This window comes from Bacillus badius NBRC 15713 (assembly GCF_001591605.1).
GTDB classification, from domain to species: domain Bacteria; phylum Bacillota; class Bacilli; order Bacillales; family Domibacillaceae; genus Pseudobacillus; species Pseudobacillus badius.
Map to the genome: position 1 here is coordinate 1 of NZ_BCVF01000111.1, position 595 is coordinate 595.

Below are 595 nucleotides of genomic sequence, written 5' to 3' on the forward strand. Positions count from 1 at the left end.
AGCATGCAACAGCGAAAAACCTAAAAAAGAAGTAGAGGAACCTGCTGCAAGCGAATCATCCACTAGTAAAGAAGAAGATACCGTGAATACTAGTGATGACGGCAAAACAATCACTAATGAAACAGGTACATACACACTAATAAAGAAAGTCGAGGGTAATGAAACAGCTACATCTGGGCCGTTTACAGTTACCATTCCTCAAGTAACTGTAGTAACAGCTGAACTTACAGATGAAACAGCTGCTTCGTACGGATCAAAAAACTTTCCTTACATACAAGTAGATATGGACATTTCTCATGAAACTGAAAATACAGACACTATTTTAGGAAGCTTCGTTAAACTTGTTACCAATACTGGCGAACAACTAGACCCGGATATTGTCATGTCAGACATTATAGACGGTGAGTTTTACGGAAAAGTGAATAAGTCTGGATCATATGCCTATGTTTTAAAAAACTCACAGCCAGAAGATATTGAATGGGTAAGAGTAATCATTGACTCCCCACTTGATTCAAGTCACCAAGAGATTGGTAAACCATTTGATATCCGAGTTAATTTTTAATGCTCTGCTCTGCAGGGCTTTTTCTTTTCCAAA

General features: G+C 38.0%; 1 protein-coding gene. It reads left to right on the forward strand.

The features are described from left to right. A partial coding sequence (locus BBA02S_RS21125) for a hypothetical protein (RefSeq protein WP_061786773.1) occupies nucleotides 1-562 on the forward strand: 562 nt, incomplete at its 5' end. Nucleotides 563-595: the final 33 nt, after the last annotated feature.